This is a genomic window from Nonomuraea turkmeniaca (assembly GCF_005889735.1).
Taxonomy (GTDB): Bacteria; Actinomycetota; Actinomycetes; order Streptosporangiales; family Streptosporangiaceae; genus Nonomuraea; species Nonomuraea turkmeniaca.
This window is the reverse complement of sequence record NZ_VCKY01000065.1, coordinates 17,027-34,711: the sequence shown is the minus strand read 5'-3', so window position 1 is coordinate 34,711 and position 17,685 is coordinate 17,027. Positions and strand designations below refer to the sequence as shown.

Annotated in this window: 18 protein-coding genes; 9 read left to right on the top strand and 9 right to left on the bottom strand. The window is 70.6% G+C overall.

All coding sequences use genetic code 11. The annotated features are described in order from the left end of the window. Positions 1 to 35 precede the first annotated feature (35 nt). Positions 36 to 1,043 (top strand): hydroxyacid dehydrogenase, encoded by a 1,008-nt coding sequence (locus ETD86_RS20510; protein WP_138667764.1) that lies wholly within the window; start codon positions 36 to 38, stop codon positions 1,041 to 1,043. 516 nt (positions 1,044 to 1,559) lie between these two features. Continuing rightward, on the top strand, positions 1,560 to 1,940 hold the full coding sequence (locus tag ETD86_RS20505) for a hypothetical protein (RefSeq protein ID WP_138667763.1): 381 nt from the start codon (positions 1,560 to 1,562) through the stop codon (positions 1,938 to 1,940). Between the two features lie 78 nt (positions 1,941 to 2,018). On the opposite strand, the gene ETD86_RS20500 is transcribed toward ETD86_RS20505, so the two are convergent. Continuing rightward, positions 2,019 to 3,092 (bottom strand): sensor histidine kinase, encoded by a 1,074-nt coding sequence (locus ETD86_RS20500; protein WP_138667762.1) that lies wholly within the window; start codon positions 3,090 to 3,092, stop codon positions 2,019 to 2,021. Then, a complete protein-coding gene (locus ETD86_RS20495; protein WP_138667761.1) occupies positions 3,089 to 3,742 on the bottom strand; it encodes a response regulator transcription factor in 654 nt (217 codons plus the stop codon). The genes ETD86_RS20500 and ETD86_RS20495 overlap by 4 nt, the downstream gene beginning before the upstream one ends. A 112-nt stretch (positions 3,743 to 3,854) precedes the next feature. Between ETD86_RS20495 and ETD86_RS20490 the strand changes: the two genes are divergently transcribed. Further along, positions 3,855 to 4,181 (top strand): hypothetical protein, encoded by a 327-nt coding sequence (locus ETD86_RS20490; RefSeq protein ID WP_138667760.1) that lies wholly within the window; start codon positions 3,855 to 3,857, stop codon positions 4,179 to 4,181. Here the strand turns inward: ETD86_RS20490 and ETD86_RS20485 are convergent. Next, complete coding sequence (locus ETD86_RS20485; RefSeq protein WP_246148035.1) at positions 4,167 to 4,493, bottom strand: ArsR/SmtB family transcription factor; 327 nt, start codon at positions 4,491 to 4,493, stop codon at positions 4,167 to 4,169. The genes ETD86_RS20490 and ETD86_RS20485 overlap by 15 nt on opposite strands. A gap of 113 nt (positions 4,494 to 4,606) precedes the next feature. Between ETD86_RS20485 and ETD86_RS20480 the strand changes: the two genes are divergently transcribed. The 3 genes from ETD86_RS20480 to ETD86_RS20470 are packed head-to-tail and all read left to right on the top strand — an operon-like array spanning position 4,607 to position 7,471. Continuing rightward, on the top strand, positions 4,607 to 5,620 hold the full coding sequence (locus tag ETD86_RS20480) for a zinc-dependent alcohol dehydrogenase family protein (RefSeq protein ID WP_138667758.1): 1,014 nt from the start codon (positions 4,607 to 4,609) through the stop codon (positions 5,618 to 5,620). Between the two features lie 59 nt (positions 5,621 to 5,679). After that, complete coding sequence (locus tag ETD86_RS20475; RefSeq protein WP_138667757.1) at positions 5,680 to 6,870, top strand: serine hydrolase domain-containing protein; 1,191 nt, start codon at positions 5,680 to 5,682, stop codon at positions 6,868 to 6,870. Positions 6,871 to 6,916: 46 nt separating this feature from the next. Next, positions 6,917 to 7,471 carry a TetR/AcrR family transcriptional regulator gene (locus ETD86_RS20470; protein WP_170223176.1) on the top strand — a complete coding sequence of 185 codons (555 nt, stop codon included), beginning with the start codon at positions 6,917 to 6,919 and terminating at the stop codon, positions 7,469 to 7,471. 24 nt (positions 7,472 to 7,495) lie between these two features. Here the strand turns inward: ETD86_RS20470 and ETD86_RS20465 are convergent, their stop codons facing one another. From ETD86_RS20465 to ETD86_RS20455, 3 genes are all read right to left on the bottom strand, one after another. Next, positions 7,496 to 8,878, bottom strand: coding sequence for a sensor histidine kinase (locus ETD86_RS20465; protein WP_138667755.1), 1,383 nt, complete (start codon positions 8,876 to 8,878; stop codon positions 7,496 to 7,498). Beyond that, the gene (locus ETD86_RS20460) at positions 8,875 to 9,576 is read right to left on the bottom strand and encodes a response regulator transcription factor (RefSeq protein WP_138667754.1); all 702 of its coding nucleotides are present in this window, start codon (positions 9,574 to 9,576) and stop codon (positions 8,875 to 8,877) included. The genes ETD86_RS20465 and ETD86_RS20460 overlap by 4 nt, the downstream gene beginning before the upstream one ends. A 67-nt stretch (positions 9,577 to 9,643) precedes the next feature. Beyond that, the gene (locus tag ETD86_RS20455; RefSeq protein ID WP_138667753.1) at positions 9,644 to 10,588 is read right to left on the bottom strand and encodes a metallophosphoesterase; all 945 of its coding nucleotides are present in this window, start codon (positions 10,586 to 10,588) and stop codon (positions 9,644 to 9,646) included. A 34-nt stretch (positions 10,589 to 10,622) separates the two neighbouring features. Between ETD86_RS20455 and ETD86_RS20450 the strand changes: the two genes are divergently transcribed. Continuing rightward, the gene (locus ETD86_RS20450; RefSeq protein WP_138667752.1) at positions 10,623 to 10,817 is read left to right on the top strand and encodes a hypothetical protein; all 195 of its coding nucleotides are present in this window, start codon (positions 10,623 to 10,625) and stop codon (positions 10,815 to 10,817) included. Here the strand turns inward: ETD86_RS20450 and ETD86_RS20445 are convergent. Genes ETD86_RS20445 through ETD86_RS20435 form a run of 3 tightly spaced genes read right to left on the bottom strand, consistent with a single transcriptional unit; the run spans position 10,798 to position 14,045 of the window. After that, on the bottom strand, positions 10,798 to 12,171 hold the full coding sequence (locus ETD86_RS20445) for an ABC transporter substrate-binding protein (protein ID WP_211370189.1): 1,374 nt from the start codon (positions 12,169 to 12,171) through the stop codon (positions 10,798 to 10,800). The two genes, ETD86_RS20450 and ETD86_RS20445, sit on opposite strands and share 20 nt — an antisense overlap. 45 nt (positions 12,172 to 12,216) lie before the next feature. Next, the gene (locus ETD86_RS20440; RefSeq protein WP_246148034.1) at positions 12,217 to 13,137 is read right to left on the bottom strand and encodes a carbohydrate ABC transporter permease; all 921 of its coding nucleotides are present in this window, start codon (positions 13,135 to 13,137) and stop codon (positions 12,217 to 12,219) included. Next, positions 13,134 to 14,045: a carbohydrate ABC transporter permease gene (locus ETD86_RS20435; RefSeq protein WP_138667751.1), complete on the bottom strand. Its 912-nt coding sequence runs from the start codon at positions 14,043 to 14,045 to the stop codon at positions 13,134 to 13,136. The genes ETD86_RS20440 and ETD86_RS20435 overlap by 4 nt, the downstream gene beginning before the upstream one ends. A gap of 377 nt (positions 14,046 to 14,422) precedes the next feature. On the opposite strand from ETD86_RS20435, the gene ETD86_RS20430 reads away from it, so the two are divergent. Together ETD86_RS20430 and ETD86_RS20425 are read left to right on the top strand one after the other, a co-directional pair. Then, a complete protein-coding gene (locus tag ETD86_RS20430) occupies positions 14,423 to 15,409 on the top strand; it encodes a LacI family DNA-binding transcriptional regulator (protein WP_138667750.1) in 987 nt (328 codons plus the stop codon). Positions 15,410 to 15,476: 67 nt separating this feature from the next. Continuing rightward, on the top strand, positions 15,477 to 17,558 hold the full coding sequence (locus tag ETD86_RS20425; protein WP_138667749.1) for a beta-galactosidase: 2,082 nt from the start codon (positions 15,477 to 15,479) through the stop codon (positions 17,556 to 17,558). Positions 17,559 to 17,685 lie beyond the last annotated feature (127 nt).

Here is a 17,685-nt window from a genome sequence, read left to right as displayed (position 1 = left end):
CTGTGAAACCGCTTACATACGACAGGAGCTCCCTTTTGCCACGGCGACCCGTCGCGGTCTTCGCCATCGCCCCCTGGGCGTTCGACGGCGTGTTCCCCGCCGACCTCCTCACCCGGTTGCGGGAGCTGGCGGACATCGATCCGGCGACGACGTTCACCTCGTTGGACGGGCAGCCCGAGGCCTTGGCGGAGGCGGACATCCTGCTGTCCGGGTGGGGGTGCCCGCGTATCGACGCCGGTGTGCTGGCGGCCGCGCCGCGGTTGCGTGCTGTCGTGCACGCCGCCGGCACGGTCAAGGCCCTCGTCGATCCCGTCGTGTTCGAGCGCGGTGTCATCGTGTCCTCCGCCGCCGAGGCGAACGCCGTCCCGGTGGCCGACTACACCATGGCCATGCTCGTCCTGGGCGCCAAGCAGGCGTTCAGCCGCGCCAAGCGCTACGCCGCCGCCGTCGAGGGCACGCCCAGGGACTGGTTGTCGGGGGAGGGCACCGGGCTCCACGACTGCACGGTCGGGGTGATCGGCGCCTCCCGGATCGGCCGCCTCGTCCTGCGGCGGCTCCGGTCGTACGACGTCCGCGTCCTGCTCTACGACCCGTACGTGACCGACGCCGAGGCGTCGGACCTCGGCGTCCAGCAGGTGAGCATGGACGAGCTCTGCCGCCGCAGCGACCTCGTCACCGTGCACGCCCCCGCCCTGCCCGAGACCCGCCACATCCTCGACGGCCGCAGGCTGGACCTCCTGCCCGACGGCGCGGTCGTCGTCAACACCGCCCGCGGATCGCTGATCGACACCGAGGCGCTGACCCGCGCGTGCGCCAGTGGCCGGATCTCCGCCGTCCTCGACGTGACCGACCCCGAGCCGCTGCCGCCGGGGCACCCGCTCTTCACCCTGCCCAACGTCATGATCACTCCGCACCTGGCCGGGGCCCAGGGCCGCGAGCTGCGGCGGCTCGGCGAGTTCGCCGTCGCCGAGGTGAGCCGGCTCCTCAGCGGCGCGCCGCTGCTCGGGCGGGTGGAGCCGGAGCACCTCGCGTACATCGCGTGACCTTTCAAGGGAGGGCGACGGTCACGTCGAGCCCGCCCTCCTGGCGGGGCCGGGAGGGGCCGTTGTCGGAGCCAGTTGCTTGAGCTCGTCGTCCGGAGCGTCCATCCGATGCGGTGGCAAGGCGAATCCCGAGGAAGACAATTGCGGAGATTCCGCGCTCCGTGGACCATGGAACCGGCAGCCACAAGCTGACCACCGAGCAAGACACGTGGAGAGCCCGTTGCGTCAAGAGACGCACGGCGGGTTCGGGACGGCGGCTTGGGAAACGGACCGGTGGCAGCAACACCGACACCGCGCGCCGAGCCGACCGCACAAGCCCACCAGTGACATGCGCACCCGCTAGCGCGCCGCTATTGGGCCGCTAGTGGGCCACTAGCTTTTCAACGAACCGGTGGCCGGCGATCTACGTTTGGGTGACCAGTCGGCGAACTGTGCTCAGAAGATCTGTCGTCGCATTCGGTCGTGACCCAGGCTCCCTTCCGGGCGGTATCAGAACCCGTCCAAACGGAAGGAACCATGATGAAAAACCTGCTCAAGACCGCTGTGGTCGGAGCTGCCGTGATCGCGTCGAGCCTTGCCATGGCGCAGCCGGCGATGGCCAGCACGTTCTCGTGGAACGTCGGCGACGGCGTCGTCTCCTACGACGATGCCAAGAACAAGTTCTGCGTGCGGGCGTACGACTCCGAGGGCGCCCGCTCGGTGGAGGTGAAGCTGCCAGCCGGCGGCAGCACGTTCACCATCACCGACCTCAACAACTATTACGGTAAGCCGGGCGGCACGTGCAGGTACCTGAACACCATCTACAGTGAGAACACCTCCCTCACCGTGACCGCCCGGTCGTACTGGGGCGAGCGCGGCACCTGGGTGGATCGCGGGAGCAAATCGTTCACCACCTGACAACCTGCCGGCTCCCGGCACGCCGCCCAGGCGAGCGGGCGACGGGGTTGGCGCCGGTAGCGACCATCGCCTGATCGTTTACGTGAGGGTGACGGTCACGTCGAGCCCGCCCTCCTGCCGAGGGCGGGCCTCGAGCGTGCCGTGGTGCGCCTCGACGATGGCGGCCACGATCGACAGGCCCAGTCCGAGCCCGTCGCCGCCGGCCTTTCTGCCGCCCTCCAGGCGCTGGAAGGGCTGGATGAGCAGGTGGGCCCGGTCGGGCGGGATCAGCGGGCCGCTGTTGGAGACCCGGAGAGTGGAGTGGCCCGACCTTACGGCCGTCTCCACCGTGATCCATCCGCCGGGCACGTTGTACCGCACCGCGTTGTCCAGCAGGTTCGCCACCAGGCGTTCGATCAGGGCACGGTCCCCGGACAGGGGCGCCGGGTCGAGAGTGGACTCGACACGGATCTCGTCAAGGTCTTCGAGGGCCTGCCGCGTGATCGCGGCCAGGTCGACGGGCCCGCGGTCCTGCAGGCCCTGCTGGCTGCGGGCCAGGGTGAGCAGAGCCTCGATGAGCCGTTCCTGGTGCTTGCCCGCGGCCACCACACGTTCCAGCACGGTGCGCAGCTCCCGGCTGCCGGCCTCCGGGTCGGCCAGCGCGACCTCGGCCATGGCGCGCTGCAACGTCAGCGGGGTGCGCAGCTCGTGGGAGGCGTTGGCGACGAAGCGCCGCTGCGCGGTGAACGCTGACTCCAGCCGGTCCAGCAGCTCATCGAAGGTGTCGGCCAGCCGCTTGAGCTCGTCGTCCGGCCCGGAGGCGGCCAGCCGCCGGTCGAGCCGATCGGCCGTGATGCGGCGAACGGTGGCGGTCATCTCGCCCAGCGGCCGCAGCACCCGCCCGGCCATGAGCCAGCCCAGCAACATCGCCGCCAACGCCATGACGGCCAGCGCGACCAGGGAGTTGACCAGGAGCCGGCTCAGGTTCCCCGCCTGCTCCACGCGGGGCGTCGGGACGGGCACCGGGAACCCGCCGGGCGCGGGGGCGGCCGGCGGCGCCGGGAACGGTGAGTACTCCACCAGGAGGTAGATGAGGGCGACCAGCACCACCCCGGCCATCAGGAACAGGCCGCTGTAGAGCAGGGTCAGGCGCAGCCGCACGGTCCGTCTCATAGCCGGTATCCGGCCTGCGGGACGGTCTCGATCAGCGGCGGGTCGCCGAGCTTGCGGCGTAACCGGCTGACCGTCACCTTCACGGTCTGGGTGAACGGGTCGGCGAACTCGTCCCAGCAGCGCTCCAGCAGCTGTTCGGCGGAGACCACCGCGCCCTCGGCGGCCAGCAGCAGCTCCAGGACGGCGAATTCCTTGGGGCTCAGCGGCAGCCGCCGCCCGTCGCGGGTGGCGATCCGGGTGGCGGTGTCCAGCCGCAGGTCGCCGCGGACGAGCACCGGCGGGAGCACGCGAGCAGGCCGCCTGGCCAGCGCCCGGATCCGGGCGACCAGCTCGGCGAAGGCGAACGGCTTGGGCAGGTAGTCGTCGGCGCCGACGCCCAACCCGGTCACCTTGTCGTCGATCGTCCCGGCGGCGGTGAGCATCAGCACCCGCGCCGGATGGCCGGCGGCGGCCAGCGACCTGCACACGTCGTCACCGTGGATGCCGGGCAGGTCGCGATCGAGCACGACCACGTCGTAATGGTTGACCGAGGTGCGCTCGAGCCCGGCGGGGCCGTCCAGCACCACGTCGACGGCCATGCCCTCGCGGCGCAGTCCCGCGGCCACCGTCAGGGCCAGTTCCTCGTGGTCCTCGACCACCAACACCCGCATGATCTCCAGGATGCCTCCTCACCCCCTTACAGCGGGGTAACAGCCGCCGTTGCCGCCCTGTAACCGGTATCGGGATTGGCTGGTCGCACCGGAAAGAGAAGGAGGCAGCATCATGGTCGGTTCGACGATCAGAAGGTTGGTCCTGGCCGCGGCGGTCCTCGCCGCCGGCATGGGCGGGATGGCCGCGGCCTCGGACGAGGCGCCCACGGGGGACGTCAAGGAATTCGTCGCCTGCATGCGCTCGCACGGACTGCCCGATTTCCCTGAGGTGGCGGTTTCCTCGGACGGGCTGGTCAACCTGCACATCAAGGGGGAACGGGTCGACGTCCTGTCCAAGACGTACGGGGCCGCGGTCAAGGCGTGCGAGTCGCTGCTGCCTGCGGGCAAGCGGCTGCCGCAGGCGCCCACGGCCCCGGTCGCGCCGTCACTCCCGTCCTGACAGGGCGCGGAGGAGCCCGGGAAAGGCTTCGTCGATCTCGTCGCGGCGCAGCGCGTTCATGCGGGAGGTGCCGACGTAGTACTGGCGGATGAGGCCGGCCTCGCGCAGCACGTTGAAGTGGTGGGTGGCGGTGGACTTGCTGATCGGCAGGTCGAAGGTGCCGCAGCGAAGGTCCTGGCCGCCGGTGTACAGCTCGTTGACGATCCGGCGGCGCACCGGGTCGACCAGGGCCTCCAGCACCTGCTGCAGAGTGATCGTCCGGATGTCGGGATGGGGCGGGATGCGCTCCCGCCCGGCTTGCCGCGTTGCCACCGCACCATCGTACGATAAACATCGAAGTACGATCGGCATCGAAGTTTGACAGGAATCGTACTTTCGGCTTGAGTGAGGCACCGAAACCGAATCGGATGGGGTGGTGGCGGGTGATGGCGAAGACGGTGCGGTTCCACGAGTACGGCGGGCCGGACGTGTTGCGGCTGGAGGACGTGGAGGTCGGCGAGCCTGGTCCCGGTGAGCTGCTGATCCGTGTGGACGCGATCGGGCTCAACCGGGCCGAGGTGTTGTTCCGCAGTGGTGACTACATCGAACCGGTCAAGGAGTTCCCCGCCAGGCTCGGTGCCGAGGCCGCGGGGGTGGTCGAGGCCGCCGGCGCGGACGTGGCGGGGTTCGAGGCCGCGCAGCCGGTCAGCGTGGTGCCCGCGTTCTCGATGAACGACTACGGCGTCTACGCCGAGCGGGCGATCGTGCCCGCGGCCGCGGTGGTGCCCCGCCCCGGCGGGGTCGGCGCGGTCGAGGGCGCGGCCGTGTGGATGCCGTACCTGACGGCCTACGGCGCGTTGGTGGAGGTCGGCGGGATGCGGGCCGGGGACACGGTGGTGCTGACCGCCGCCTCCAGCAGCGTGGGCCTGGCCGCGATCCAGGTCGCCAACCGCGTCGGCGCGACGCCCATCGCCACCACCCGCACCCGCGCCAAGGCCGAACGGCTCCGCAAGGCGGGGGCGGCCGAGGTGATCGTCGCGGACGAGGAGGACGTCGTCACGCGCGTGCTCGACCTGACCGGGAGGCGGGGTGCCGAGCTCGTCTTCGACGCCGTCGCCGGTCCCGGTGTGGTGGACCTGGCCAAGGTGGTCGCCCCGGGCGGCACACTCCTGGAGTACGGGGCGCTGAGCGGCGAGGTCACCCCCTATCCGGGGTTCGAGCTCGGCATGCCGGCTCTGAACATGCGCACCTACCTCGTCCACGAGACGACCACCGATCCTGAGCGGTTGCGGCGGGCGGCGGCGTTCGTCTCCTCCGGCCTGCGGAGCGGGGCGTTCGAGCCGGTCGTGGACCGGGTCTTCGGCCTGGACGAGATCGTCGCGGCGCACCGCTATCTGGAAGCCGGTGACCAGGTTGGCAAGATCGTCATCTCCGTGGACCACTACCCGACCGACCGGTAGATAGGCTATCCTCGTCGCGAGCCGACCGACCGGTAGGTAGAGCGACGAAAGGGAGTCTCATGGACGTGTGCGGGACGGTAACCGGCGGCCTCGAGCCGGTGATGGACGTGTTCCAGCACAATTTCGCCCAGGGCGCCGAGGTGGGGGCCGGGCTGGCCGTCTACCGGCACGGCGAGCCCGTCGTGGATCTGTGGGCCGGCTACGCCGACCCCGGCGCCCGGCGGCCCTGGGCTCACGGCACGTTGGCGGCGCTGGCGTCGACCACCAAGACGTTCGCCGCCGGGGCGTTACTGCTGCTGGTCGAGCGTGGCCGGGTGGACCTGGACGCGCCGGTCGCCGCGTACTGGCCGGAGTTCGCCCAGAACGGCAAGGACGGGATCACCGTGCGCACGCTGCTCAGCCACCGCGCGGGTCTGACGTCGATGGAGGCCAGGCCGGTCACCTGGGAAGACCTTCGCGACTGGACGCCGATCACCGACACCCTGGCCGCCGCCGCGCCCGCATGGCCGCCCGGCGCCGCGCACGGCTATCACGGCGTGACGATCGGCCACCTGATCGGCGAGATCGTCCGGCGGGTGTCCGGGACGAGCCTGAGCGAGTTCTTCGCCCGCGAGATCGCCGCGCCGCTCGGCGGCCTGGACTGCTACGTCCGGGTGCCCGACGCCGAGCTGCCCCGGCTGGCCACGATGGTGGTCCCGGACGCCGAACAGGTGGCGCTGGGCATGCAGGTGCCCGAGCTGGCCGACATGGTCCGAGCGCTGAACGATCCGGCCACGCTGACGTACCGGTCGATGTACGGCAGCGTCGCCATCGACTGGGACGCCGCCAACGACCCGCGTACCTACCAGGTGGAGAGCCCGTCCATGGACGGGGTCGCCTCCGCCGCGTCGCTGGCGCGCTACTTCGCCGCGCTGATCGGCCCGGTGGACGGCGTCCGGCTGCTCGGCCCCCCGCTCCTGGACGACGTGCGGCGATCCCACGGCGACGGCATCGACGAGATCCTGCGCGTGCGTACGTCGTGGGGACTGGGGTTCCAGCTGCCCGGCGGCCCGATGTGGCCCGCGCCGGAGCACCTCACCGGCCTGTTCGGGCACGGCGGCGCCACCGGCTCGTTCGCCTTCGCCGACCCCGAGCGCGGCCTGGCCTTCGCGTACGTCCCCAACCGCGGCTCCGAGCTGCTGGAAGGCGGCGACTTCCGGGTCCGTGGCCTGATCAAGGCGCTGTACGCATGTCAACCGACCGATAGGTAGCCTGATAGCCTGCAGCGGATCATCACCCGAATGCGGAGGACCGCGGTTGCCTCGTCACGAGCCGGGCGACACCCGACGTCGCATCATCGAGACAGCGCGGGAGCTGTTCACCACGCAGACCTACCGCGCGGCCTCCATGCGCGACATCGCCGAGCGGGTCGGCATCACCAAGCCCTCGCTGTACCACCATTTCCGCAGCAAGAGCGAGATCCTGGCCAGCCTGGTCGGCCCGCCGATCGACCAGCTCGCATCGACGGTCGCGGACGCGGCCACCTGCCCCACCGACGCGGAGACCCGGCAGCGCGTGCTCGAAGGCTGCCTCGACGTCGTGCTCGCCCACCGCGAGACCATGGCCCTGCTCCTGCGCGACGCCTCGGTCTACGGGGACGAGACGACCGAGGTCATGTCGAGGGTGGTGACCATCGTCAACCGGGCCATCGACCTGCTCGCCGGTCCCGATCCCGACTGGCGCCGTCGCGTACGCGCCGCCCAGGCGTTCGCCGCGGCCACCGACCCGGTCAGCCAGCTCTCGGACGTGCCGGTGGACGACCTGCGTGCCGAGCTGCTCCGCGGCGCGCACGCGATCCTCGCCCTGGAGTGACGCACCGCTCGTCGAAGGTCACGATCACCTGCTCCGTCCACCGTCCGCCAGCAGGCGGGCGCCGTCCACCGTGAACCCGACCTCGGCCCCGCCACCCGGCCGGGTGCGGGCGAAGACCGTGCCGCCGTGCGCCTCGGCGACGTCCCGCACGATGGCCAGGCCCAGCCCGGACCCGGACAGGCCGCGGGCGGCGCCGGCCCGGTAGAACCGGTCGAACACGCGTGCCGTGTCGTCGGCGTGGATGCCGGGCCCGCGGTCGGAGACGGTGATGGTGCCTTGGTGAACGCGCACCTCGATGGGCTCGGTGCCGTCGCCGTCGAACTTGGCGGCGTTCTCCAGCAGGTTGCTGATCGCGCGCTCGAGTCTCTGGCGGCGGCCGCGGACCAGGGAGCCGTCGGCGTCGATCCGCACCGGACGGCCGGCGCGCCGGCGCAGGCGCAGCGCGGCGCCGTGGGCCGCCGCGGCCAGGCTCACGGGCGCCTCGGCTTCGTCGTTGTACCGGGCGAGGGCGAGCTCGACGAGCTCGTCCACCAGGTGGCTGAGCTCGCGCGCCTCGCCCTCGACGTCGTCGAGGAGCCGGTCGCGGGCGTCGGGGGAGAGCTCGGTGAAGCGGCGCAGCACGCTGGAGTTCGTACGCAGGCTGGTCAGTGGCGTCCGCAGCTCGTGGGCGGCGTCCTCCACCAGCCTGTCCTGGGCCTCGCGGGCGGCGGCGAGGCGGCCGAGCATCGTGTTGAACGCGATCGACAGCCGCCCCACCTCGTCCGATCCGTCCACCGGCACCTTGCGGTCCACGAGGCCGTGGACGCTGACGTCTTCGGCCACCCCGGCGAGCCGTACCAGGCGGCGGGTGATGCGCCGGGCGACCAGCCAGCCCGCGGCCGCGGCGGCGAACATGACCGCGAGGCTGAGCGCCGCGATCTCGTTGGCCACGCCGTTCAGCATCCGGTGTGTGTGGTCGATGTGGACCGCGACCTGCAGGGCTCCACGGCCCTCGCCGAGCGAGGTGGTCAGCTGGCGGTAGCAGTGGCCGTCCACGAAGACCTCGGCGGTCTGCGTCCGCCCGGGCGTGCCGGAGCCGGCGAGGGCACGGGTGACGCCGGAGACCGGCAGCGTGATGGGCAGGCCGCCCAGACGCGTGGCCGCGCCGTCACGAGCCACGGCCTGCGCGACCAGCTCGTACCCCGTGTCGTCGTCGTGGCCGGGCGCGGGGTGCTGCGAGACGGTGAGGGAGGACGCCAGCACCAGATCCTGGTCATCGGCCAGGGCCGCCGTGGTGTCCCGCAACGAGCGGTCGATCTCCGCGGTGATGCGGTCGGAGGCGGCGTAGTAGCTCAGCACGCCGACCAGCGCCGACACCACGGCGGCGACGACGGCGAAGGCGAGTGCGAACCGCGAGCGCAGGCTCATGGCCGCCGCACCGTGTAGCCCACGCCGCGTACGGTGTGGATCACGTGGGGCGCGCCGGCGTCGGCGAGCTTGCGCCGCAGGTACCCGATGTAGACAGCCAGGTTCTTGGAGTCCGGGCCGAAATCGTAACCCCAGATCCGCTGGTAGATCGTCGAATGGTCCAGCACGATTCCCGCGTTGCGCACCATGAGCTCCAGCAGGTCGAACTCGGTCTTCGTCAGTTGCAACTCCGCGCCGGCCCACCAGGCGCCCCGGGCGGTCGGGTCGACGCGCAGCTCCGCGATCTGGAGCACGGCGCCGGCGTGCTCCGGCACGTCCGCCGCCGACGCCAGCGTGGCACGACGCAGCAGCGCCCGCAGGCGGGCGAGCAGCTCGTCGAGCTCGAACGGTTTGGGCAGGTAGTCGTCGGCGCCGGCGTCCAGGCCGGCCACCCGGTCCGGGGTCTCGACCCGGGCGGTGAGCATCAACACCGGGGTACGGTCGCCCTCGGCGCGCAGCACCCGGCACACGGCCAGGCCGTCGACATGGGGCATCATCACATCGACGACCAGGGCGTGGAAGGAGTCCCGGCGGGCCCGGGTCAGGGCCTCCACCCCGTCGACGGCGGCGACGACGTCGTACCCTTCCAGCTCCAGCGCCCGCGCCAGGGACTCGCGGATGGCACGATCGTCGTCGGCGATGAGGACACGATTCGGCACCCCTAAATGGTGCCTTACGTCCGGTCTACTTCAACCCCCGTTCCCGGCCGATGGTGCGGAGTGACGGTCAACGCACCGACTGCGGCTCCCACGAGAAGACGGCAGACGACTTCGGGTCTGCGGTGACGCGCAGCCAATCGGCAGCGGTGTCGCCGTACGTCTCCAGGCGGGTCAGGTTGGGCACCCCGGCGTAGCCGGGCTCCACCTCGTAGACGTGCTCGTCGCCGTGCGCGAGGACGACCGGCTTGCCGTAGGCCCGCGCCAGCTCGGCGATGCGCGCCCTGATCTCGGCGAATCCAGGGGTGTCCAAGGGCTCGGCCTGCATCATCAGCAGCACGCCCGGCGCGTGGGTACGGCGGGCGACGGCGAAGGTGTTGCCGATCCAGTCCAGCGCGGCGGCCTTGCGGGCCTCGAACTCGGCCAGCCGCTCCTCCGGGCGGTCGCCGCCGGGCAGCTGGCTCCAGGGGGCCAGGTCGTTCTCGCTGCCGACCACGTGCACCGTGGCGAAGACCACGCCGGCCCGCGTGAACAGCACGTTCTCGCGGTAGTCGCGGTGGCGTGCGTCGCGGGCCTGGGTGCGCACGCCCATCGGGTGCCCGCCGAGGGTACGTCCCGCGACGGGATAGAAGATGCGGCGGACCGCCTCCAGCCGTTCGGTGGGGAGGTAGCCGCCGGCGGCGGTGCGGTGGCAGTCGGTCCACTCGTTGTCGCCGGGCGTCAGCACGAACGGGTCGTCGAAGGTGCCGAACAGCCCGGCCAGCGTCTCGAAACGGGCGTCGTCGCAGGTGGAGGAGCCGTTCTTGACGTCACCCGCGTGCAGGACGAACCGCACGTCCGGGTCGGCGTCGATGGAGTCGACCAGCTTCGGGAACGCGGCCTGCTGGGCGTCACCGTAGGGGGTGTCGCCGATCAGGGCGAACGTGACGGCGGGCCCGTCGGCGGCGTGCGCCGGCGCGGACGGCGCGACCAGCGACGCGGTGATCAGGGCGGCCAGGAGCAGAGATTTGCGCATGCGCGCATCTCTAACAGCCGCGGGAGGCCGGCCGATGAAGCTGAGCCAACGGGCCGGACAACTCCGGCACGTCAAGACCGACCTGTGGCTGATGCCGGTCAAGGGAGGGGGCAAGCCGGTGCGCCTCGACGGCGTGTTCATCCACAGGACGGCACGGTCGGTGGCCCGGCGGGGAGCACCTCCCGCCGGGCCGCCGCTTCAGTCCGGGGTCAGCCGGCGGAGAGCGTGAAGCCCTGCTCGGTGCCGAACGCGGTGATCCGGTCCTGCCAGGTCTTCAAGGCGCCGGCCAGATCGCCCCCGCCGTCGATGGCCTGGCCCACGGTGTCCTTGAAGATGCTGTTGGCGTACACCTGGAAGGGGAGGTACTGCCAGTCGGCCTTCACCGCGGTCGAGGCGTCGCCGAGGACCTGGTTGATCTTCTGCCCGTCGAAGAACTCCTGCGGCGCGTCACGGAAGGCCGGGTCCTCGAGCAGCGTCTTCGTCGCGGGGAACAGGCCGGCCTCCTCGTTCAGCGACTTGACGGCCTCAGGGTCGGAGTTGAGCCACTGCGCGAAGGCCACGGCGGCCGGGATGTTCTTGCTCTGCGGGATGACCGCCACTGACGAGCCGCCGTTCTCGGCGTTGATCGGCTTGGCCGCGTCGTGCTGGGGCATCGGGGCGACCGCCCAGTCGCCCTTCGTCTTGGGGATGGAGTTGATGATGCCGTTCGGCGCCCAGGCGCCGGTCATCCAGACCGCGTACTTGCCGGAGCCCATGCCCTTCCACCACTCGTCCGTCCAGCCGGGCTGCGGGTCGACCAGCTTCTCGGAGAGCAGGGAGCCCCACGTGCTGACGAACTGCTTGACGCCGGGGTCGGTGGCGAGCGTGACGCTGACCTGGTTCTCGCCCGAGGTCTTGAACGGCGTGCCGCCCGCCTGCCAGATCAGGCTGTCCACGCCTCCCGCGTCGCCGGGGTCGATGGACGTGATGAAGTTGTCCGGGTTGTCGGCCTTGATCTTCTTGGCCGCCTCGATGAACTCCGCCCAGGTCTTCGGCGGCTCGATCTTCAGCTTCTCGAAGATGTCCTTGCGGTAGAACATCGCCATCGGGCCGGTGTCCTGCGGGATGCCGTAGACGCCGCCGTTGATGGCCACCTGGCCCCACGCCGCGGGCGCGAACTTGTCCTTGAGCTCGGCGGCGCCGTGCTCGGCGAGGTTGACGACCTGCTTGGAGAGCGCGAACTGGGGCAGCGCGAAGTACTCGATCTGTGCCACGTCGGGCGCGCCGGAGCCGGCCTTGATCGCGGTCTGCAACTTGGTGTACTGGTCGGCGGACTGGCCCGCGTTCACCACGTTGACCTTGATGTTCGGATATTTCGCCTGGAAGCGGGCGACGGTCTTCTCGATGCCCGTGACCCACGTCCAGAAGGTCAGCTCGGCCGGCTTGCTCAGCGCGTCCTGGACCGCGGCCGTCGCGCTCGGGGCCGCGGCCGGGGCGGTGGTGGCGCCCCCGCCGCTGCCGCCGCCGCATGCGGCCAGTGCCAGTGACAGGGCGGCGGCGACCCCGGCGGTCATCACACCGCGCCGCGATGGAAGGTTTCTCATGGCGTTTCCTCAATGACGGGGATATCGGGGGCGAAAAGGTGGGGGTTATTGCTTGACGCTGCCGGTGGCCAGACCCGACTGCCAGAACCGCTGGAGCACCAGGAAGGCGATGATCAACGGCACGATCGACAGCAGGCTGCCGGTCAGGATGAGGGTGTACGTGGCGTCGCCGGCGCCGGAGGTGCCGCTGTTGGCCTGGGCGTTCCACTGGTTGAGCCCGACGGTGAGCGGGAACCAGTCCGGCGTGTTCAGCACGATCAGCGGCAGGAAGTAGTTGTTCCACGTCGCGACCAGCGAGAAGAGCAGCACCGTGACGAATCCCGGGGCGAGCAGCCGCAGCGCGATGGTGCGGAAGATGCGGAACTCGCCCGCCCCGTCGATGCGGGCCGACTCCAGGATCGAGTCCGGCACCGCGTCGGCCGCGTAGACGCGCATCAGATAGAGACCGAACGGGCTGCACAGCGACGGGATGAGCACCGCCCAAGGGGTGTCGACGATCCCGATCTGGCTGAACAGCAGGTACGTCGGCACCGCGAGGGCCGTGCCCGGGATGGAGATCGCGCCGAGCACCAGAGCGAACAGCAGCTTGCGGCCGGGGAAGTCGTACTTCGCCAGGGCGTAGCCGCCGATGGTGGCCAGCAGGGCGGCCCCGCCCGCGCCCACCACCGAGTAGAGCACCGTGTTGCCGAACCAGCGCAGGAAGATGCCGTTCTGGTAGCTCAGGGTGTCGCCGATGTTGGCGAACAGACTGAAGTCCCCGCCGAACCAGAGCCCGAAGGTGGAGAACAGGTCCGCGCCGCTCTTGCTGGCGTTGGCCAGCAGCCAGAACAGCGGCAGGACCGCGTACACGAACATCACCAGCATGATCACGGTGAGGAGCGGGCTCTTGCCCCGGCGTTTCCCCTTGGCGGATCGGTGCGTGCCTCTCCGGGCCGCGGTGGCGGGCGCGTCGGCGATCGCCGTCACAGCGTCTTCTCCCTTCTCGCCGTGATGATCTGCACGACGTACGCGACGACGACGGTGACGAGGCCGAGCACCACGGCCACGGCGGCCGAGTAGTTGATCTGCTGGCCGTTGAACGCGAGGTTGTAGGCGTACATGTTGGGCGTGTAGCTCGTCGTGATCACCGAGGGCGCGAGCTTCTGGAGGATGTTCGGCTCGTTGAAGAGCTGGAAGCTGCCGATGACCGAGAAGAGCGTGGCCACCAGCAGCGCGGGGCGCAGCGCGGGCAGCTTGATGCTCCAGGCGATGCGGACGGCCCCCGCGCCGTCCATCTCGGCGGCCTCGTAGAGCTCCTCCGGGATGGCCCGCAGCGCGGCGTACAAGATGATCATGTTGTAGCCGACGTACTCCCAGGTCACCATGTTGCCGATGGAGCCGAGCATCCAGGAGCGCGACATCAGGTCGGGGAGCGTGACGCCGAGGGCGTCGCCGATCTGGCCGACCAGGCCGAACTGGTCGCCGTACATGTAGCCCCACATGAGGGCCGCCACCACGGCCGGCACCGCGTACGGCATGAAGATCGTGATGCGGAACAACGACGGCCAGCGCAGCCGGCCGCTGTCGATGGCGAGCGCGCAGAGCAGGGCGATGAGCAGCATGATCGGCACCTGCGCGACCAGGAAGAGCGCCACGCGGACCAGTCCGGCGCCGAACAACGCGTCGCCGATCGCGCGGGTGTAGTTGCCCAGGCCGGCGAAGACCGTGCCACCGATCATGCGTTCCTGGAAGAAGCTGAGGTAGATCGCGTACGCCAGCGGCGCGACCACCGTGATCAGGAACACCAGGAAGAACGGCAGGAAGAAGGCGTAGCCGGCGACGCGTAGACGCAGGAACGGCCGGGCCAGGCCGGCACGGGTGGCCGGCGCGGTCATCCCGTGCTCCTGTGTGATGTTCGCGTTGCCATGGGGACTGGCACTGAACTCTCCTTGTCGGGGCGTGGGCGGCCTGGCAACCGCACCGCTACCTGCGCCATCGCGTCCTGCCGGTGACGGCAGTCGCGATGATGCTGTGTTTACGCAAACATGGTGAAGATGGTCCGTAGTCTGGACTTGCCGCCGGAATCATGTCAATAGGTAACTGTCTGTTAACACAACTGCCCCTTTTTGGCGTTGTTTGTTGCTGGCTGGATCCGTCGTTGACGGACAGGTCATGTTTGCGTAAACATCATGCGAGACTTCGTACGGAGGTGTGAGTGGACGGGGCGGCCCAGGAAACGGCGGCAGGACGGCGCGCGCGCAGACGGCCGTCCATGGCCGATGTCGCCGCGATGGCCGGGGTCTCCAGCCAGACGGTCTCCCGAGTGGCCAACAACCGCACCAACGTCGAGGAAGAGACCCGCCAGCGGGTCCTGTCGGCCATGCGCGTTCTCGGCTACCGTCCCAACACGGCCGCGCGTGCCCTGGTCACCGGCCAGTTCCGCACCCTGGGCCTGATCAGCTTCGGGCTCGGCGCCTTCGGCAACGCCCGGACGGTCGACGCCATCACGCGGGCGGCGCAGCGCGCCGGCTACACCGTGAACATGATCGCCGTCGAGTCGCAGACCGAGCGGGCCGTGCACGAGGCGTTCGATCAGCTCACGATGCAGGCGGTCGACGGCATCGTGCTCATCGAGGCGCAGATCCTCGACACGCCGGCGCTGCGCCTGCCGCCGGGCGTGCCGGTCGTGATGGCCGACGGCGACGTCAGCCACCGCCATCCGATGGTCGACACCGATCAGGCGCTCGGCGCCCGGCTCATCACCCGTCACCTGCTCGACCTCGGTCACGAGACGGTCTGGCACGTCGCCGGGCCCGAGGACTCCTACGCCGCCCGGCGCCGGGCCGAGTCCTGGCACGCGACGCTCAAGGACGCGGGCGCCGCGGTCCCGCAACTGTTGTTCGGGGACTGGAGCGCGGCCAGCGGCTACCACGCGGGCCGCGTCCTGGCCCGGCGGCCCGGCGTGACGGCCGTCTTCGCCGCCAACGACCAGATGGCGCTGGGCGTGATGCGCGCGATGATCCAGGCGGGCCGTCGGGTCCCCGAGGACGTCAGCATCGCCGGCTTCGACGACCTCGACGAGGCCGCCTACCTCTCGCCGCCGCTCACCACCGTCCGCCAGGACTTCGACGTGGTGGCCGAGCGGATCGTGTCGCTCATGGTCGACCAGATCGAGGGCGGCACGGCCCCTTCCGCCACCGCCTTCGTCGCTCCCGAGCTGATCGTCCGGGAGAGCACCGCCGCGCCCCCATCGGCCTGATCCCGCCGCATCACCCCAACAGGAAGGAGGAGCGGCGACCTCGCCTGCCGAGGCCGCCGCGCCGACGATGAACGCCGTACCTCGCGATGTCACGCCGGTCTCCGGCACCGCCCCGTCCCTGGGCGACCGGCTCTGGCGCCGGTTGGGCGGCGTGGCCTTCGGCGGCGACTACAACCCCGAGCAGTGGCCGGCCGAGACGCGGGCGGAGGACCTGCGCCTCATGGCCGAGGCCCGGGTCAACCTCGTCACCGTCGGCGTGTTCGGCTGGGCCCGCGTGGAGCCCGCGCGCGGCGCGTACGATTTCTCCTTCTTCGACCAGGTCCTGGATGACCTGCACGCGCACGGGATCACCGCCGACCTGGCCACCATGACCGCCTCCCCGCCGCCCTGGCTCGCCCACGAGCACCCCGAGATCCTGCCGGTCACCGCGGACGGCACGGTGCTGGGTCCCGGCGGGCGGCAACACTTCTGCCCGTCCAGCCCGGTCTACCGGGAACGCGCCGCGCTGCTGGCGGAGCGGCTGGCCGAGCACTACCGCGGTCATCCGGCCCTCGGGATGTGGCACGTCGGCAACGAGTACGGCTGCCACATCCCGGCCTGCTACTGCGACGTCTCGGCGGACGATTTCCGCCGCTGGTTGCGGGAGCGGTACGCCGACGACGTCGAGGCGCTGAACGACGCCTGGTCCACGGACTTCTGGTCGCAGCGGTACGCGTCTTTCGACCACATCCGCCCGCCCCGCGTGGCCCCCACGTACCCCAATCCGGCCCAGCAGCTCGACTACCTGCGCTTCAGCAACGAGGCCTTGCGGGCCTGCTTCGACCTGGAGGCCGGCATCCTGCGGCGGGTCACGCCCGACGTGCCGATCACCACGAACTTCCTGATGGGGCTGAAGGCCGTGGACGTCTTCGACTGGGCGCCGCGGCTGGACGTGGTGGCGGTCGACTCCTATCCCGACCCCCACGACGAGCGGCCGCACCTCCTCCCTGGCCTGGTGTACGACACGATGCGCGGCGCCGGGGGCGGGGATCCCTGGATCCTGATGGAGCAGGCGCCGAGCGCGGTGAACTGGCGGGCCAGGAACGCGATCAAGCAGCCGGGCCAGATGCGGCTGTGGAGCTGGCAGGCCATCGCGCACGGCGCCGACGCGATCCTGTACTTCCAGTGGCGGCAGTCACGAGGTGGTGCCGAGAAGTTCCACTCGGGCATGGTGCCGCACGCGGGCGCCGACAGCCGGGTCTACCGCGAGATCGCAGCGCTCGGCAAGGAGCTGGCCTCGGTGCCCGACCTGGCCGGCACGCGGGTCCGCAACCAGGTGGCGATCCTGCTCGACTGGAACAGCTGGTGGGCGCTCGAGCTCGACTCTCACCCCTCCGACGGCGTACGCCAGGAGGACCGGCTGCTCGACCACTACGGCCCCCTGTTCGACCTCGGCGTGGGCGTGGACGTGGTGCCGCCATCGGCGGATCTCTCCGGCTACGCGCTCGTCGTCGTGCCGAACCTGTACCTGCTGTCGAGCGAGGACGCGCGGCGCGTGACGGCGTACGTCTCCGGCGGCGGCGCGCTGGTCGTCTCCTTTTTCAGCGGGATCGTGGACGAGCACGACCGGGTGCACCTGGGCGGCTACCCCGCGCCGCTGCGCGAGGTCCTCGGAGTGCGGGTGGAGGAGTTCAGCCCGGCCGCCGAGCACGAGACGTTCCCCGTCCGTGGCTACGGGGCGCTGGCAGATCTCGAAGGGGTCGCCGACCTGTGGCGTGAGGACCTGCAACTGGCCGGCGCCGAGCCGGAGATGGCCTTCGACTCCCAGGGCTGGGCCGGCCGCCCGGCCGTGACCAGGCACGAATACGGCGAGGGCACGGCACGCTACCTCTCGACCCGCCTCGACGCGGCGACCATGCGGGCGATCCTCGGCCGGGCGCTCGCCGAAGCAGGCGTGACCCCCGTCGTCGCGGGCCTGCCTGCCGGGGTGCAGGCGAGCGTCCGCGACGGCGCCGGTCGCCGCTTCCTGATCCTGCTGAACCACACCGGCGACAAACACGACATCACCCTCCCGCGCGAGTGGACCGACGCGCTCGCCCCTTCGGGGGAAGGGATCGACGTGGTCACCTTGCCGCCCTCCGGCGTGGCTGTGCTCCGCGCAGTCCAATAAGGGTCACTCTGTGTGAAATCTCCACTGTTACCGTCACGAACTGTGTGCTGACAAAGAGTCAGCACGCCATTCGGGATGATTCTTCGCATCTGTACCTTGAAGTACATGTGCCCCATCGGCATAGTGG

Excerpts from the sequence above, each read along its gene's own strand:
- ETD86_RS20505 (WP_138667763.1), top strand. The coding sequence starts at position 1,560 with ATGATGAAAAACCTGCTCAAGACCGCTGTGGTCGGAGCTGCCGTGATC.
- ETD86_RS20500 (WP_138667762.1), bottom strand. The coding sequence starts at position 3,092 with ATGAGACGGACCGTGCGGCTGCGCCTGACCCTGCTCTACAGCGGCCTG.
- ETD86_RS20495 (WP_138667761.1), bottom strand. The coding sequence starts at position 3,742 with ATGCGGGTGTTGGTGGTCGAGGACCACGAGGAACTGGCCCTGACGGTG.
- ETD86_RS20490 (WP_138667760.1), top strand. The coding sequence starts at position 3,855 with ATGGTCGGTTCGACGATCAGAAGGTTGGTCCTGGCCGCGGCGGTCCTC.
- ETD86_RS20480 (WP_138667758.1), top strand. The coding sequence starts at position 4,607 with ATGGCGAAGACGGTGCGGTTCCACGAGTACGGCGGGCCGGACGTGTTG.
- ETD86_RS20475 (WP_138667757.1), top strand. The coding sequence starts at position 5,680 with ATGGACGTGTGCGGGACGGTAACCGGCGGCCTCGAGCCGGTGATGGAC.
- ETD86_RS20465 (WP_138667755.1), bottom strand. The coding sequence starts at position 8,878 with ATGAGCCTGCGCTCGCGGTTCGCACTCGCCTTCGCCGTCGTCGCCGCC.
- ETD86_RS20455 (WP_138667753.1), bottom strand. The coding sequence starts at position 10,588 with ATGCGCAAATCTCTGCTCCTGGCCGCCCTGATCACCGCGTCGCTGGTC.
- ETD86_RS20450 (WP_138667752.1), top strand. The coding sequence starts at position 10,623 with ATGAAGCTGAGCCAACGGGCCGGACAACTCCGGCACGTCAAGACCGAC.
- ETD86_RS20445 (WP_211370189.1), bottom strand. The coding sequence starts at position 12,171 with ATGAGAAACCTTCCATCGCGGCGCGGTGTGATGACCGCCGGGGTCGCC.
- ETD86_RS20435 (WP_138667751.1), bottom strand. The coding sequence starts at position 14,045 with ATGACCGCGCCGGCCACCCGTGCCGGCCTGGCCCGGCCGTTCCTGCGT.
- ETD86_RS20430 (WP_138667750.1), top strand. The coding sequence starts at position 14,423 with ATGGCCGATGTCGCCGCGATGGCCGGGGTCTCCAGCCAGACGGTCTCC.
- ETD86_RS20425 (WP_138667749.1), top strand. The coding sequence starts at position 15,477 with ATGAACGCCGTACCTCGCGATGTCACGCCGGTCTCCGGCACCGCCCCG.